This is a genomic window from Arthrobacter sp. ok909, from assembly GCF_900104405.1.
Classification (GTDB): Bacteria; Actinomycetota; Actinomycetes; order Actinomycetales; family Micrococcaceae; genus Arthrobacter; species Arthrobacter humicola.
Window position 1 is genome coordinate 28253 of the sequence record NZ_FNJS01000038.1, and the last position, 14465, is coordinate 42717.

The following is a 14465-nucleotide window of genomic DNA, read 5'->3' on the forward strand; positions in this document are numbered from 1 at the left end:
CAGCTGCAGACGGGGAACGTGGCGGCATTCACGGCCCCGGAGGCTGCTCCTGCAGTGTGAATCCGGTGCTCTCCCCGCCGCACTTGGGACAGCTGTCCGGCGGTCGCTCACCACGGGCAGGTTCGCCGCATACGCCGCATACCCATTCGGTGGCGAGCAGCGCCACGAGGTCTCCGCGGCTGATGATGCCGGCCAGACGCCCGCCTGACAACACCGGCAGCCGGCCGATGTGCTGGCTGACCAGCAGCTGGCGGACATCGGCGATGGCAGTATCGGGACTGACACTGATCACAGCCGTGGTCATGATCTCTGCCGCCGTGGCCCCGGTCTTGGCCAGCAGATCGTATTCGCTGACCAGCCCGAGCAGATGGTCCTCCGGATCCACCACGGGAATGCCGCTGATTCGGTGCTTGCGTATCAGCTCGGCGATCGCGCCGACCCCCATTCCGGGCGGGACGGTCACGACGGGGCGGCTCATGATCTCCCCGGCAGTAGTGGCGATCCCTTCGTCCATAACTCCTACTTTCCGTGAATGGGAGGCCTTGGTACGGTCGCGCGCCGAAGTGTACGTGGAAACGAGCGACGCCAGAGCTCTCGCCGGCACGGCAGCAACCCGGTCGGATAGCTGGCGGCACTTGTTCGCTTTGGCACGATCCTGTCAAAAAGCTCCTGCTCGGGGTTCCGTTCCGGGTTGGCCGAAGCGTCGTTGTTCCCGAGCGTAGCCCATCGTTCGGTTAAGGGGCAGGGCCCAAAGGGCCGCTCAATTCCCGGGTCGCGCAGCGCGGAAAACACGTCGGCGTTCAGCCGCGCGATCATGTCCCGGGATGCCGACGGGGCACCGGGCGCGTTCACCGATTTGCGTGCAGTCACCAGAGCCTGCGGCATCGAGGTTAAACGGGGATTGCTGTCCGCGCAACGCAGGGCTAAACCCCGAAGGTGATGAACATCCGCTGTAGTCCAACACGTTCGGAATCGTCATCGGCACGTTCCGTGACTTAGTTCCTCGTGGCATGGCGCCTGCGCGGCTAGCATGAGACAGACCCGAACAGTTGAGAAGGAGACCTGATGTCACCGATGCAGCGGCTGCGAGTTCAGGAAATTGACCCGGCGGCTTACGGGACAGTGCTGGCGATGGAACGCTACGTCCATTCCGGTACCTTGGGAAAGAGCCTCATCAACCTGATCAAGATCCGTGCTTCCCAACTGAACGGCTGCGCCTTTTGTTTGGACATGCACACGCGTGAGGCCGCCGCCGAAGGCGAAAGCCCGCGGCGTGTTGCCGTGCTCTCCGCTTGGCGGGAGGCGCCCGGTTTGTATACGGAGAGGGAACGGGCCGCCGTCGCGCTCACAGAGGCTGTCACGCTCATTGCCCGGGCCGGTGTCCCTGACGATGTCTGGGATGCGGCGCGTGCGAGCTTCGACGAGCCGGAACTGGTCCAACTGTTGATGGCCATATCCACCATCAACGTCTGGAACCGGCTCGCAGTCGCTACGCATCAATCCCTTCCCGACGCCGAGTAGCGAGGATGGACCGAAAGCCGACCGGCTGCGGCTATGTCGCGGTCGGACAATGAGTTCAGGCTGCGCATTCAGGGTTTATGTTCACTTCTGTCGAGCGGTGAACTCCAATATCGTCCGCACTAGTTCGACGGTCACCATCAGGGAGCACACCGCCGCCCGGGGCGCTGACGGCCCGGATCTTCCGTTGGTCCCAATTCAGTCCCGCATAGAGGCGGATTGGCGGGGCCGGACCATGGCGCCAGTTCCGCGGGGCCGGCCCGCGGACCGCGTCATCGGGCCAGGAGATGGCGCAGGACGTAGGGCAGGATGCCGCCGTGGAGGTAGTACGCTTCCTCGGCGGGCGTATCGATCCGTATGGCTGCGGTGAAGTACTGTTCACGGCCGTGGTCCTCGACCCGGACCGTGACCTCCCGTGGCAGCGGGGTGTGACCCTCGATGCCGATGATCGAGTAGAGTTCTTCCCCGGTCAGGCCCAGGCTTTCGGCCGTGTCACCGTCCCGGAATTGCAGGGGGAGGACCCCCATCCCGATGAGGTTGGAGCGGTGGATCCGTTCAAAGGATCCCGCCAGGACGGCTTTGACGCCCAGCAGCAACGTGCCCTTGGCCGCCCAGTCCCGGGAGGACCCGGACCCGTAATCCGTCCCGGCGATAACAATCAGGGGTACGGCTTCGGCGGCATAGGAGGTGGCGGCGTCGAAAATGCTCCGTTGCCCGCCATCGGGGAAATGCCGGGTGAAGCCGCCCTCTACTCCGGGGACGAGCCGGTTGCGCAGCCGGACGTTGGCGAAGGTCCCGCGGATCATGACGTGGTGGTTGCCTCGGCGGGAGCCGTAGGAGTTGAAGTCGGCCGCGTCCACGCCGTGTTCGGTGAGGTAGCGGCCGGCGGGGGAGTCGTTCCGGATGGCGCCGGCCGGGGATATGTGGTCGGTGGTGACGGAGTCTCCCAGGAAGGCCAGTACCCTGGCCCCGGTGATGTCCCGGACAGGTGCTGGCCGGGCGGTCATTGCGTCAAAGTACGGTGGCCGTTGCACATACGTGGAGTGGTCATCCCAGGCAAACATGTCGCCCTCGGGCACGTCCATGCCCCGCCAGCGCCCGTCGCCGGAGTAGACGTCGGAGTAGCCCTGCGTGAACATTTTGCTTTCGACGTTTTGGTCCACGACGGCCTTGATTTCCGCCGCCGTCGGCCAGATATCGTGCAGATAGACAGGGTTGCCTTCCGGGTCCTCGCCGAGCGGTTCGTGGAGCAGATCGGTGTGCATGGTCCCTGTGAGGGCGTAGGCGATGACCAGGGGCGGGGAGGCGAGGAAGTTCATCTTCACTTCGGAGTGGATGCGGCCCTCGAAGTTCCGGTTGCCCGAGAGCACCGCGGCAACGGTCAGATTGTTGCCCGCGACGGCGGCGCTGACTTCAGGGATGAGGGGCCCGGAATTACCGATGCAGGTGGTGCACCCATAGCCGACCAGATCGAAGCCTAGTCTCTCCAGATACGGGGTGAGCCCTGATCTGTTGAAGTAATCGGTCACCACCCGGGATCCCGGAGCGAGGGAGGTTTTCACCCACGGTTTACTGCGCAACCCCCGTTCGACGGCTTTCTTGGCCAGCAGGCCGGCGCCAATCATGACGGTCGGGTTGGACGTATTGGTGCACGAGGCGATCGCCGCGATGACCACGTCACCGTGGTCGAGGCTGGCCGCGGTTCCGGCCAGTTCCAGACGGGCGGGTTCGGATGACCAGGTGAAGTCCGTGGCGTCCTGGTACTGGCGGGGCGGGGCGTCCCGGTGAACGCCGGGGCTGACGGCAATGGGGTCGCTCGCGGGGAAAGAGTGCTCCTCGGCGTCGTCGAGGCCGCCCTGCACGGCTTCCTCTTGCGCTTCCCCGGACAGCAGTCCGCGCACGGCACGGGGCACGGCGCCCAGCGGGATCCGGTCCTGTGGCCGCTTGGGTCCGGCGATGGAGGGGACGATCGTGGCCAGATCCAGCTCGATAATCTCGCTGTAGTCAGGGACATGGTCGGGACGGTGCCACAGGCCTTGTTCTTTGGCATAGGCTTCCACCAGTTTGATCTGGTGCTCGGAGCGTCCGGTGAGACGCAGGTAGTCCAGCGTTTCATCGTCGATCGGGAAGATGGCGCAGGTCGACCCGTATTCCGGGCTCATGTTGCCCAGCGTCGCCCGGGTTGCCAGTGGCACGCTGGCCACTCCGGGGCCGAAGAAGTCCACGAATTTTCCCACGACCCTGGTGCTGCGCAGAAGTTCGGCGACGGTGAGCACCAGATCCGTGGCGGTGGTTCCCTCGGGCAGTTCGCCGGTAAGTTTAAGCCCGACTACCTGCGGGATGAGCATGCTCATCGGCTGGCCGAGCATGGCCGCCTCGGCTTCAATACCGCCCACGCCCCAGCCGAGCACACCGAGTCCATTGACCATCGGGGTATGCGAGTCCGTCCCTACGAGCGTGTCCGGGTAGGCGACCGGCCCGCTGGCACCGTCCCGGGTGAAGACGACCCGGGCGAGGTATTCGAGGTTGACCTGGTGGCAGATGCCCGTGTCCGGGGGAACCACGAGGAAGTCATCGAACGCCCGTTGAGCCCAGCGCAGGAGTTGGTACCGTTCCTGGTTCCGCGTGAATTCCAGCTTCGCGTTGATTCCGAATGCCTCCGGGCTGGCGAAGGCGTCGGCGATGACCGAATGGTCGATGACCAGCTCCACGGGAATCAGCGGATTGATTTTTTTCGGGTCCCCGCCCAGGCCGGTCATGGCATCACGCATGGCCACCAGGTCCACCACGCACGGCACACCGGTGAAGTCCTGCATCAGCACCCGGGCGGGAGTGTATTGGATTTCCGGGTTGGACCCCGATCGGGGGTCCCAGCCGCCGAGCGATGTGATTTGTTCGGGCGTGACCAGCCGGCCGTCCTCATTGCGCAGCAGGTTCTCCAACAGGATCTTCAGGCTGTAGGGAAGGCGGTCCGAGCCCTTGACCCGGTCCAGCCGGTAGATCTCATACGTCCTGTGGTCCACGTTCAGTTGGTCGCGCGCACCAAAACTGTTTGCCGTCATCACTGTCGCCTCCGTTAGCTTGGGTCTGAAAATTCGCGCCCGTGGGTCGCGGGCGGTAAGGAGGGCCCGGGACGTCCTACCCGATGAGCTTGCCGGTCACGGAATCCTCCCCGTGGATGGGGACCAGAATCTGTGGATCAGTCCGTGGAGCCCACGATGGCGCTTCTCCCGGGGTGAGCGGACAAGCCGGCTAGGGCGATACCCGGTCCAATGGCCTGTTGCGCGTGTGTGTCGTAAATTGTGCAATGACGGCGGCCACCACGAGGAAGCCGGAGATGAGGGTCAGCGCGGCGAGAGTCGACATGTGCGGGAGGAACGGAGCAATCACCAGGACACCGATACCTCCACCGATATGCCCGACACCATCCACCAGAGCGAAACCGGTGGTCCGCGCACGGGTAGGGAAGCTTTCGGCGGTCATGGCGTAAGTGGGCGAGACCCACATATTGAAACCGGCGAAGATCAGGATAGCGCCGGCGAACGCAACCGCAATGACGGTACCAGCCAAAGCAACCAGAATGGCGCCCACCAGTGTTACTGCAGCGGCGATGGGAAGCCAGTGCCGGCGTTCCAGTTTTTCCACAAGAAACGACATGATGATCGCTTCGCCAAGGAAACCGAAAGTTCCGACCGCAGCAATGACGCCTGCCTCCGGCGGGGGATAGTGGAGTGCCGAGAGAACGCTCGTGAAGCCGGACGCATAGGAATAAACCGTGATGTAGCCGAAGAACCACATGCTGAACAGGAGAATGATGCGGCGCCGATAAAGCGGGCTGGAAAACAGGTCCCGGTAGGGCACCTTCGACGGCGGCGGTATCAGCGCCGCTGCGTCCTCAACGACAGGCTCGGTGAGCTTTCCATGGCCCTCTGCGCGGCGTTCCATGGCCTGGACCACCGTGTCGGCTTCGCGCATTCTGCCCTGGCCAACGAGCCAGCGCGGCGACTCGGGAAGTTCGAACCGCATCAGGATGGCGACCGCGGCGAGGAGCGCGCCGATTCCGTACATCCACCGCCAGCCGTTCTCAAATCCGGGGGAGGCCTGTGCGAACGGTAACCCGAGTGGCCAAGGGGTGGCCGGCGTCGTCAGGAACAGCCCCAGCCAGATACCGGCGATGGCGCCGAGTGCCGACATGACGAAGATGATCGTGGTGAACTTGGCTCGTGCACGCCGAGGTGCGACTTCGTTGATGTATGTGTTGACGATAGCCAGATCGGCACCGATGCCGATACCGGTGATGATCCGCGCCAGATTGAAGCTGACGAAGTCGGTCGCAAAGGCGTTATATAGCGAGCCGAGGCCGGTGATGAGCATGGTGATGAGCAGCATGTTCCGACGCCCAATCCTGTCAGCAATGGGACTGAGTACCAGGGTTCCAACGACGTAACCCAAAAGGTTAAGTACCACGGGGAAGGGCAGCGCACCCAGGGCCGTTTCCGGCGTGCATCGGGGATCCAGCGTGATGCACGTCTGGATGAACGAGACGTTGATGTCGAAGATGTCGTAAAAAGTGAACAGAAAGCCTAGGCCAATGATCCCGATGAAGGTATAGGACAGGGACCAAACCTCGAGCCGTTCCAGCCGCGCGACAATCATTTGTCCGGCGGGGGTGCTGACGTCTCTGGGGATTGACACTTTTACGCCTCTTTCTTTGGTTCCCGCGGGCTTGTCGCCGCCTCGCTCCAACCGGGCCACCAAGCCGCCTGTTTTTCCGATGCCTTTTCCCGTAATCCTCCCTTCGCCGTGGAATCAGGCTCTCCTCTGTTAGTTTGCGCTGAGGGATGCGCCGGCATGGGGTACGGCCCGTTCGGCGGTGGGGGACGGCACGTGCAGGTGCTCTTAAGGAAGGATCCGAGGAGGATTCGCGCTGCCGCAGTGGAAGCCCCGTCAGCTGTCCCTCCCAGGGGTCGCATCACGCCTCCATTGCGTCTGCAGGTTCTATTCTCAGGCTCCATAGAATGCCCGCCCGTGTCAAGGACACCGTAAAGCCGCGGTTTCGCGAACCACCTGCGACGGAAGGTTCGATTTCGCACGACGGCGCCGGCCTTGGAACTAACGTAAACGTGGTCGCTTTCGCTCTAGCCTTCACCATGGATCGCCGCTGGACACGGTGACCACGGCGTGCGTTGGACTATGCGGTACACCGTGCTCCGGGCGACCTTGAAGAGCTCGGCGATTTCGGCGGTGGTGTGTTGTCCTCCCTTATATAGGGAGACGAGGTGGGCTTCCTGGCTCTTGGAAAGTTTGGGCTGTTTGCCGCGGAGCCGGCCTTTGGCTTTGGCGACCTGCATGCCTTCGCGGGTGCGGGCGCGGATGAGGTCGGATTCGAATTCGGCGACCATGGCCAGGACGTTGAAGAGGAGCCTACCGACGGGGTCCGTGGGGTCGTGGATGTGTGACTCGCAGCGCTATTTGTCAAATGTCACCTTCGGCGCCCCAGCATCAGCGGATGCTATCTACGCGTGCGAAGCCCAACTCGGGCACAAACTCCCTGACCACCTTCGGCAACTCCCGGCTGAGACGAACGGCATCGAGGGTGAGTACGGACTTGGCCTGCTTTGGAGCACGCAGCGGCTCGCTCGCCCCGCGCGATTTCGGGACGGTTCCACTCTGGGACATGCACCCGCCCTTCTCGGTGACACCGGCGCCCGTCTCGGCGCGTCGGACCAGAGCGGCTGGACGGCCATGGTCGTCCGCCTCATTTATCGCAGGGCCTCGCCGAGCGCTGGCATACAGGGTCTCTTCGGGAAGGTCACAGCTTCGTTGCGTACGTTGAGATCATGTCCGGTACGATGGCGACCCACTCCGGGAGCCTGCCCGCCGAACCCCCGGGGGGACAAGAGCCAGCGGAGGTGCCCGCGGTCGGTCGTATGCCTGCCATCCGGCCCGAGCGGACTCCCGTCCCCACGTCCGACGGCACCGTGGTTCTCGATGTCGCGCTCCCGGTTTACAACGAAGAAGCGGCCCTGGAGCCGGCGGTCCGGCGTCTGCATTCCTACCTCAAGGACAGTTTTCCGCACCGGTTTGTCATTACCATTGCGGATAACGCGAGCACGGACTCGACTCTGGAGATTGCCCGCAGCCTTTGCGCTGAACTCAGTGACGTGCGGGTCGTGCATCTGGACCGGAAGGGACGCGGACGGGCGCTGCGGACGGTGTGGCTTGCGTCGGAGGCGGCAGTTGTGGCGTATATGGATGTTGATTTGTCCACTGACCTGGCTGCGCTCGGGCCGCTTATTGCACCGCTGCTGTCGGGGCATTCGGATTTGTCCGTCGGGACGAGGCTGAACCGGAACTCACGCGTGGTCCGGGGGGCCAAGCGCGAATTCATCTCCCGAAGTTATAACCTGGTTCTCCGGGGTTCCCTGGGCGCCCGGTTTTCAGATGCCCAGTGCGGCTTCAAAGCCATCCGTTCGGACATTGCGCGGGCCCTCCTGCCCTGGACCGCCGATGACGCCTGGTTTTTCGACACGGAGCTGCTGGTCATCGCTGAACGGGCGGGCCTGAGGGTGGCGGAAGTGCCGGTGGACTGGACTGATGACCCGGACTCGTCGGTTGATATTCTGCGGACTTCCATCGATGACCTGAAAGGGATCGTACGGATCGGGCGAGACATGATGACCGGACGCATTCCCGTCGCCGAGCTGCGCGACGCCCTGGGCCGCAATGCGACGGACAGAAGCAGCGGAGCCCTCCTGGGGCAAATGGTCCGCTTCGGTGTCATCGGGGCCTTCTCGACCCTTGCCTACCTTGCACTGTTTATTCTCATGCGTACGATTGCCGATGCTCAGGCAGCGAATTTCGTGGCGTTGCTGATCACTGCGGTCGCGAACACGGCGGCCAACCGGCGGTTGACGTTCGGAGTCGCCGGACGCACGGGCGCCGTGCGGCATCAGTTCCAGGGCCTTGTAGTCTTTGTTTTGGGCCTGGCGCTGACGTCCGGGGCGCTGTTCTGGCTTCATTCCGGACACGAACCCTCCAGAGGCGTCGAAGTGGCGGTCGTCGTCGGCGCCAACCTCCTGGCCACCTTGCTGAAGTTCATCTTGTTCCGGGTCTGGGTCTTCAAACACCCACGCCGCCACCCCGCCGGGGCCCACTGACGCGCCCATAATCAAGTGAAAGACACCATGAGCTCCGAATTTATCACCGAGACCCACCCCGCCCGCGATCAGGCCCCCGATGCTCGCCGGCAGGGCGCTTCCGCCGCACTGTGGAAGCGCCTGGCCTACGGCGAAGGGCAACAGCGCTGGGTTCGGCCCTCCGCCGCGGCACTGCTCCTGCTGACAGGGCTCATTTACCTATGGAATCTGACGAACTCCGGGTACGCCAATGCCTTCTACGCAGCGGCCGTCCAGTCCGGGACGAAGAACTGGACGGCGTTGCTGTTCGCATCCCTGGACCCAGCCAACGCCATCACCGTCGATAAACCGCCGGCAGCTTTCTGGATCCCGGCCCTGTTGGGCCGGATCTTCGGGTTCAGTTCCTTTACCATGCTCCTGCCCGAAGCCGTCATGGGAATCGCATCCGTCGGGCTGCTTTACCTCGCGGTGAAACGGGCAGCCGGACCGGCCGCAGGCCTTATCGCCGGAGCCGCGCTCGCTGCGACACCGGTAGCGGCCCTCATGTTCCGTTTCAACAACCCGGACGCCATGATGGTCTTCTGCCTCGTGACGGCAGCTTGGATGACGGTGACCGCCACGCAAAAGGGCAGTCCCGTCTGGCTTTTCTGGGCAGGAACCTTTGTCGGTATGGCCTTTCTGAGCAAGATGCTCCAAGGGTTCATGACCGTCCCGGCTTTCGGCCTCGCCTACCTGATAGCGGCCCCGGTTCCCCTGAAGAAGAGGTTTCAGCACCTGCTCGCCGCCGCAGGCGGTATCACGGTCGTCGCCGGAGCCTACGCGCTGGTGTTCCAGCTCTTCCCGGTCTCCTCCCGGCCATACATGGCCGGTTCCCAAACCAACTCCCTCTGGGAACTCGTCTTCGGCTACAACGGGCTCAGCCGCATCCTCGGTGGCAACGCCGGGGGCCCGGGCGTTGGTGTGGCGCCGGATCTCCCCGGCAATCCCGTGGGCCCCGCCGGCGGCTTCCCCGGTGCGGGCGGCTTCCCCGGCGCCGGTGGCGGATTTTCCTTCGGAGGCCCTCCGAGCGTCCTTCGCCTGTTCGGGGGGGAGTTCAGCGCCGAAGTGGCATGGCTGCTGCCCGCGGCGATCGTCCTTCTCGCCGCCGCACTGTGGTTCATGCGTCGGGCTCCGCGAACTGATATGGCCCGCGCGTCGCTGATCATGTGGGGCACCTGGCTGCTCACCATCGCCGGGGTTTTTTCCTTCATGAGCGGCATAATCCACCCCTACTACACGGTCCAACTTGCTCCTGCCGTGGCGGCAGTGATTGGTATCGCCGGGGTCCAGCTCTGGAGGCACCGGTCCCGGGCCGCCGTCCGGACCGTCCTGGTGTCGGCACTCCTGGTCACGGCGGTCTGGTCTTTCGTCCTGCTCTCCAGCAGCCCCGGGTGGCTCCCGTGGCTCCGCTGGACCGTGCTCGCCGTCGGCATACTCAGCGCGGCCCTGATCGCGGCCGGTCCGGCCCGGACCGGCCGGGCAGGTGTTGCGGCGGTGACATTGGCACTCCTTTCTGCAGGCCTTGGCACGGGCGCGTGGACTATCGCCACTGCGGCAACCGGCCATACCGGCGCTATACCTTCCTCAGGGCCGGCCTCCGCGACAAACAACCAAACCATGGGGCTGGCCGGCTTCAGCAGCCCGAACGGTGCTGGTGACCGCGGCGGGGCAGCACGCGGGCGTCCTGACTTCCGCGCCCCGGCGAACCTCCAGCCAGGAGCAGCGCCCGGAGGTTTCGCGGATGCCCCCAGCGACCCGGCGCTGAATGCGCTGCTGCAAAAGGAAACGACAACATGGTCCGCTGCCACCGTCGGGGCGAATAGTGCAGCCGCTCTTGAGCTTGGGTCCAATACGTCCGTGATGGCCATCGGCGGTTTCATGGGCTCTGATCCGTTCCCGACGCTGGACCAGTTCAAACAAATGGTGTCCGCAGGACAGATAGCCTATTTCATCCCCGGCAGTCCCTTCGGCGGCGGCCCGCGCGGCCCGGGAATGCCGGCCGGACCAGCTGGCGCCCAGTCGCAGGACAGCGGCCCCGGGGCCGGGGCCGGAGCCGGGAGCAACGGTGGCCCAGACGGCCGCACACCCCCGGGCGGGGGCGGCACGTCCTCGGCCATCACCCAATGGGTCCAAGCAACATTCCCGCACACAACGGTCGGAGGGAGCACCGTCTACCAGCTGCGCAAATAAAGTCAATCAGCCAACATGACTGCCATGGGCCGTGCGTTGGAAGCCCAACGTGCATTGACGTGGCGACCGCAACGACGTCCCGTAAGCCCCCACCCGATCAAGCTGGCGCTACACGGCAGACACTCAAAGCGCCCAAGCTGCGTCTGCCGAGCCCGCGGTCCCGCACGAGTTCAACTCGGCGCATCAAAAGCGATCGATACTGAGAAGCCCTCGGCGACTCCATCTGCCGCTGTCTTGGAAGCCTCCGCGCGAATCCAGGGACTCGAGCGCGGAGGCTCCCGGTTCTCCAAGCTGGGGGGGACTGGAGAACCTCTGCAATTCTACTGGCCCGCGTAACGTCGTTGCCGGCGGCCTGTTGGGAGGCGCGTTTTTCCGTCACCGCCGGGGAGGGCTGCCCCTGGTCCTCCCGGTCTGCCACCGGGAACGGTGTCGTCCAGGAGCTTGACCTTCACTGGGCAGTTCACCCCGGCGGTTTTTGTACCGTTGGGTGTGGATCCACACGCCGAGGGTGTGTTCCCGCTCAGAATCGCACCCCGGTACGCCGGGTCCAAGGTCCCCTCGGCCGCTTCGCGCCGGCGCCCGGACAGCCACCGCGCCACCGACCTTTCGCCCCGGTCACCGGAACGGTCCTCGGGGAGCCGGCCTTCGGCCTTGACCCAGGCGATGAGTTCTTAGTTCCGCGAGTATGGCGTCGAACCCGAGTCGCAGCGAGGACGGATTCACAAACTTTCCGGCGTACGCTTGTGCCGCTCGTTCGGCTTGTGCACCGGTGGAGGCAAGTTTGCGAAATGTCACGCCGGACAGTGGGCGCGTGGTGTGGTTGTTCCTCGCGTGGGCGACCGCCAGAACAGCCTGTGCCCGAGCCGGGTCTATCTGATCTAGATAGGCTGGCCGCTTGTTCAAGCAGCCAGCCTTTCGTCGCAAATATCTCAGCTTCGTTCGCAACGGTAGCGCTTGTTAGACAGCCAGCCAGAGCAGGGATATCAAGATCAGCCCCAGCACCGAGATGATGGTCTCCATCACCGACCAGGTCTTGATTGTCTGACCGACGGTCATGCCGAAATATTCTTTGACCAGCCAGAATCCAGCGTCGTTGACATGGGAGAAGAACAGCGATCCGGCGCCGATACTGAGCACCACCAGCGCCAGCTGCGCCGGAGACAGTCCCTGCGTCAACGGGGCGATAATGCCGGCGGCGGTTACGGTCGCGACCGTCGCCGACCCGGTGGCCAGACGGATCAGTACGGCGACCATCCAGCCCAGCAGCAGCGTCGACAGGCCCGACGCGATAGCGATCTTGGCGATCGCCGTTCCGGCGCCGCCATCGACGAGCTCCTGTTTGAAGCCGCCACCGGCGCCGACGATGAACACGATGCCGGCGATTGGCATGAGGCTCTGGCCGATCTTCTTACTCAGTGTGGAAGCGCCGAAACCGACAGTGGTGCCGAAGGTGATCATGGCCAGCAGGACGGCGATCAGAAGGGCGACGATTGGGTCACCGAGGAAGTCAAGCAGTGGCAGCCAGGGCGCATCCTTGGGCGCCCAAAGGTCCGCTGCCGCCTTGATCAGCATCAAAACCAGCGGTGTCAAGAGGGTGATGAGCGTCCACGTGAAGGTGGGGCTGCGAGTCGCGGTCGGATCCTGCGCCTTCTGCCCTGACTCTTTTGAACCGACGGCGCTAGCGTCAGATCCGTCCGTCGAAATACCGGCCACGGCCAAGCCGGTTCCCGCGGCCCCAATGGGGACCATCCTCGCGGCAGCTCGGCCGAACAGGGGACCGGCAACGATGACAGTGGGGATCGCAATCACCAGGCCGAAGGCGAGGGTGATTCCCACGTTGGCGTGCAGGATACCTATCGCGGCCAATGGTCCGGGGTGAGGTGGGACGAACCCGTGCAGCACTGACAGGCCCGCCAGCGCCGGGATGCCGAGCCGCATCGCCGGCTCCTTCGTGCGATACACAGCCAGCATGATGACGGGGATAAGCAGCACAAGCCCGATCTCGAAGAACATTGGGATGCCGATGATGCCGGCGATCAGGGCCATCTTCCAGGGCAGCGTCGCCGGTCGACCGCGCAGCAGAGTCTCGATGACCTCGTCGGCTCCGCCGGAATCGGCCAACAATTTGCCAAGCATGGCACCGAGCGCGATCAAGATACCGACGTAGCCGAGCACGCCGCCGGCTCCGAGCTCGTAGGAAGCAGTCACCTTATCGAGTGCGATCCCGGATCCGATACCGACGAACAGGGCTCCGATGGTCAACGCCAGGAAGGCGTTCATCTTCAACCACACGATGAGGAGCACCACGATCGCGATGCCGACCGCTGCAGCGATCAAGACCACAGTGTCATGGCTGGTCCACGGTTCATGGGCAGCGTCTGTCGGAGCAGCGGCGATCACGTTCAGCATCCGGTGCGTGGCGCTTGTCTCACTGGCCAGCATGTTCATGGTGCCTCTCCTTACTTTATTCAGGCGGTCGCGTTGAGCCGGTCCAGAATGCGTTGCGCGATCACGGCGGGCGACGGACCGACGTCGATACGGATGCTCGGTTCGTCTGGTTCCGGTTCTTCGAGGTCGGCGAATTGGCTGTCGAGCAAACTTGCCGGCATGTAGTGCCCTTGGCGGGCCGCCAGGCGTCCAGCGATCGTCTCGGGGTCGCCGGACAGGTAGACGAAGAGGATGCCGGAACCGCGTCGGTTGATCACGTCCCGGTAGGCGCGTTTCAAGGCCGAGCAGGTGATCACCCCGCTCTGTCCGGTGTCGAGTTCCTTTTCCGCCCAGGCGGCGACTTTTTGCAGCCAGGGGGCGCGGTCCGCATCCGTCAGCGGATGCCCTGCGGCCATCTTCTCAACGTTTGCCTTAGGGTGCAGTGCGTCGCCCTCCTCGAACGGCCAACCCAGACGACCCGACAGTAGGGCCGCCACAGTCGACTTGCCGCAACCGGATACGCCCATCACGACGAGCACGATCGGCTTGGCAGGTCTGGTCGGGCCAGCAGTCACCATGCGCTCATCGTGGCACTTTCGCCAGACGACAGCTAGTGGTTTGAGGACCAATGCTTGGAAAAGTCACGCTAAGCCGATCCCCAGTGGTAACGATGGTTGCCTCGGTTCGTTTCGCCCGTATGGCGAAACACAAATATTTGACTGCGGCCGAGGAGAAGTCCTAGGGCGATTCGAGGCGCAGGTCCCGGAACAGGCGGTGTTGGAACGGTTTGTCTTCCTGGACGACGCCGATCGCGTAGCCCGGAGGGGCACCGAAGGGCCGCGACACAGTGTGCTTCTCCGAGTATTCGGACATGTCCAGCGTGATCAGGGCGTCTTCCTCGCCGAACAGGAACTCCGCGAGAGCCTTGGCGAGCTCGGTCTTGCCGACGCCGGTGGGGCCGGCGAAGATGAACGAACCGCCCGGACGCTTGGGGTCCTTCAGGCCTGCACGGGTGCGCCGGATCGCCTGGGACAGGGCCCTGATGGCCTCGTCCTGGCCGACCACACGCTTGTGCAGCTCGTCTTCCATCTTCAGCAGGCGCGAGGACTCCTCCTCGGTCAGCTTGAAGACCGGGATGCCGGTGGAATTCGC

The 14465-nt window shown here is 64.1% G+C and carries 8 protein-coding genes and 2 pseudogenes; 3 read left to right on the forward strand and 7 right to left on the reverse strand.

Features of this window, described 5'->3' with window-relative positions; all coding sequences use genetic code 11:
- Positions 1 to 28: 28 nt before the first annotated feature.
- On the reverse strand, positions 29 to 514 hold the full coding sequence (locus tag BLR03_RS20920; RefSeq protein WP_175460648.1) for a CBS domain-containing protein: 486 nt from the start codon (positions 512 to 514) through the stop codon (positions 29 to 31).
- 551 nt (positions 515 to 1065) lie between these two features.
- Between BLR03_RS20920 and BLR03_RS20925 the strand changes: the two genes are divergently transcribed.
- Positions 1066 to 1521 carry a carboxymuconolactone decarboxylase family protein gene (locus BLR03_RS20925; RefSeq protein WP_217639823.1) on the forward strand — a complete coding sequence of 152 codons (456 nt, stop codon included), beginning with the start codon at positions 1066 to 1068 and terminating at the stop codon, positions 1519 to 1521.
- 269 nt (positions 1522 to 1790) lie between these two features.
- On the opposite strand, the gene BLR03_RS20930 is transcribed toward BLR03_RS20925, so the two are convergent.
- The 3 genes and pseudogenes from BLR03_RS20930 to BLR03_RS20940 form a co-directional block, all read right to left on the reverse strand.
- Positions 1791 to 4580, reverse strand: a complete 2790-nt coding sequence (locus tag BLR03_RS20930; RefSeq protein ID WP_091256228.1) for an aconitate hydratase — start codon at positions 4578 to 4580, stop codon at positions 1791 to 1793.
- 190 nt (positions 4581 to 4770) lie between these two features.
- Entirely contained in the window at positions 4771 to 6273 is a 1503-nt protein-coding gene (locus BLR03_RS20935; RefSeq protein WP_217639824.1) for an MFS transporter, read from the reverse strand.
- Positions 6274 to 6656: 383 nt separating this feature from the next.
- Positions 6657 to 6971, reverse strand: a pseudogene (locus tag BLR03_RS20940) (recombinase family protein); the annotation flags it as partial.
- A gap of 477 nt (positions 6972 to 7448) precedes the next feature.
- On the opposite strand from BLR03_RS20940, the gene BLR03_RS20950 reads away from it, so the two are divergent.
- The gene (locus BLR03_RS20950) at positions 7449 to 8678 is read left to right on the forward strand and encodes a bifunctional glycosyltransferase family 2/GtrA family protein (RefSeq protein WP_254788626.1); all 1230 of its coding nucleotides are present in this window, start codon (positions 7449 to 7451) and stop codon (positions 8676 to 8678) included.
- A gap of 27 nt (positions 8679 to 8705) precedes the next feature.
- Positions 8706 to 10886 (forward strand): glycosyltransferase family 39 protein, encoded by a 2181-nt coding sequence (locus tag BLR03_RS20955; RefSeq protein ID WP_091256231.1) that lies wholly within the window; start codon positions 8706 to 8708, stop codon positions 10884 to 10886.
- Between the two features lie 957 nt (positions 10887 to 11843).
- Here BLR03_RS20955 and BLR03_RS20960 read toward each other — a convergent pair.
- The 3 genes and pseudogenes from BLR03_RS20960 to BLR03_RS20970 form a co-directional block, all read right to left on the reverse strand.
- On the reverse strand, positions 11844 to 13334 hold the full coding sequence (locus tag BLR03_RS20960; protein ID WP_368086992.1) for a GntT/GntP/DsdX family permease: 1491 nt from the start codon (positions 13332 to 13334) through the stop codon (positions 11844 to 11846).
- 20 nt (positions 13335 to 13354) lie between these two features.
- Positions 13355 to 13891 carry a gluconokinase gene (locus tag BLR03_RS20965; protein ID WP_091256232.1) on the reverse strand — a complete coding sequence of 179 codons (537 nt, stop codon included), beginning with the start codon at positions 13889 to 13891 and terminating at the stop codon, positions 13355 to 13357.
- Between the two features lie 235 nt (positions 13892 to 14126).
- Positions 14127 to 14465, reverse strand: a pseudogene (locus BLR03_RS20970) (AAA family ATPase); the annotation flags it as partial.